Annotated in this window: 1 protein-coding gene; it reads right to left on the minus strand. The window is 64.6% G+C overall.

What is annotated here, in order from left to right; genetic code table 11:
* On the minus strand, nucleotides 1–1,102 hold a 1,102-nt coding region (gene tuf, locus NKI24_RS35770; protein WP_352750903.1), incomplete at both ends, for an elongation factor Tu.

Below are 1,102 nucleotides of genomic sequence, written 5' to 3' on the forward strand. Positions count from 1 at the left end.
TGATGGTGACGACGATGCCGGCACCGACGGTGCGGCCGCCTTCACGGATGGCGAAGCGCAGCTTCTCTTCCATGGCGATCGGCACGATCAGCTCGACATCGACGGTGATGTTGTCGCCCGGCATCACCATCTCGGTGCCTTCCGGCAGCGACACGATGCCGGTCACGTCCGTCGTGCGGAAATAGAACTGCGGACGGTAGTTGGTGAAGAACGGCGTGTGGCGGCCGCCCTCGTCCTTGGTCAGGATGTAGGCTTCGGCAACGAATTTCTTGTGCGGCTTGACGGTGCCGGGCTTGGCCAGGACCTGGCCGCGCTCGACGCCTTCACGGTCGACACCGCGCAGCAGCGCGCCGATGTTGTCGCCGGCCTGGCCCTGGTCGAGCAGCTTGCGGAACATCTCGACGCCCGTGCAGGTCGTCTTGGTGGTCGGACGGATGCCGACGATCTCCAGCTCCTCGCCGACCTTGACGACGCCGCGCTCGACGCGGCCGGTCACAACCGTGCCGCGGCCCGAGATCGAGAACACGTCCTCGATCGGCATCAGGAACGGCTTGTCGAGCGGACGCACCGGCGTCGGGATGTAGGCATCGACCGCAGCCATCAGTTCGCGGATGGCGTCCTCGCCGATCTTCTTGTCGCTATCTTCAAGTGCGGCAAGCGCCGAACCCTTGACGATCGGAATGTCGTCGCCGGGGAACTCGTTCTTGGTCAAAAGCTCACGCACCTCGAGCTCGACCAGCTCGAGCAGCTCGGCGTCGTCGACCTGGTCGACCTTGTTCAAGAACACCACGATCGAGGGCACGCCGACCTGGCGGGCGAGCAGGATGTGCTCGCGCGTCTGCGGCATCGGGCCGTCGGCGGCCGACACCACCAGGATCGCACCGTCCATCTGCGCAGCACCGGTGATCATGTTCTTCACATAGTCGGCGTGGCCGGGGCAGTCGACATGGGCATAGTGGCGGTTGGCGGTCTCGTATTCGACGTGCGCCGTCGAAATGGTGATGCCGCGCGCCTTCTCTTCCGGCGCCGCATCGATCTGGTCGTAGCGCTTGTATTCGCCAAAATACTTGGTGATCGCCGCCGTCAGCGACGTCTTGCCATG

The organism is Mesorhizobium sp. M0701, assembly GCF_040320365.1.
Classification (GTDB): Bacteria; Pseudomonadota; Alphaproteobacteria; order Rhizobiales; family Rhizobiaceae; genus Mesorhizobium.